The 640-nt window shown below is 41.9% G+C and carries 1 protein-coding gene; it reads left to right on the top strand.

Features of this window, described 5'->3' with window-relative positions; genetic code table 11:
- On the top strand, positions 1-601 hold a 601-nt coding region (locus DS742_RS28390; protein WP_205692830.1), incomplete at its 5' end, for an accessory gene regulator ArgB-like protein.
- Positions 602-640: the final 39 nt, after the last annotated feature.

The raw sequence follows: 640 nt of genomic DNA, 5'->3' as shown, positions 1-640 counted from the left end.
CGGAATGGAGATTATTATGGAACATTTAGCAAATGCACTAACGGATAAATTAATAGACTGGAAAATTATAAACAGCGAGGACCGGGATTTATATGCTTATGGATTCTGGCAGGGTGGTATCTATATTTTCAATTATGCCAGTGTATTTTTAATCGGTCTGCTGTTTGGTATGCTGTGGCAGAGTGTTGTATTCATTCTCTCCTACGGTCTGATCCGCCCTGTAGCGGGCGGTTATCATGCACGCACACAGCGAAACTGCTACCTGTTTTCCGTACTTCTGATTGTAATCGTTCTGAGTATGTTAAAGTGGTTTCCGTTAAGCAGCATCGTCTGCATTCTTGTTCTTCTTTTTTCAGGTTCGGTCATCTTTATTCTTGCACCTGTGGAGGATGAGAATAAGCCTCTCGACGAGACAGAACAGATGGTCTACAGGCACAGGTCCCGAATCGTTTTGTCTGTGCTTTCTGCGCTGACACTATTATTTCTTGTAACGGGGCTGGTACCAATCGCAAACAATATTACTCTCTCTCTTTTGGTCTCTGCAATTATGCTGATACTTGGTATAATAAAAAACAAAAGGGGCAGAAAAACAGAATATTGAAAGCCGGCTAATGGGAAAAGGGGCTGTAAAAAAAGTCCT

Origin of the sequence: Lacrimispora amygdalina (assembly GCF_003432035.1) — a bacterium.
GTDB lineage: Bacteria > Bacillota > Clostridia > Lachnospirales > Lachnospiraceae > Lacrimispora > Lacrimispora amygdalina.
This window is presented reverse-complemented; position numbering and strand designations above follow the sequence as displayed.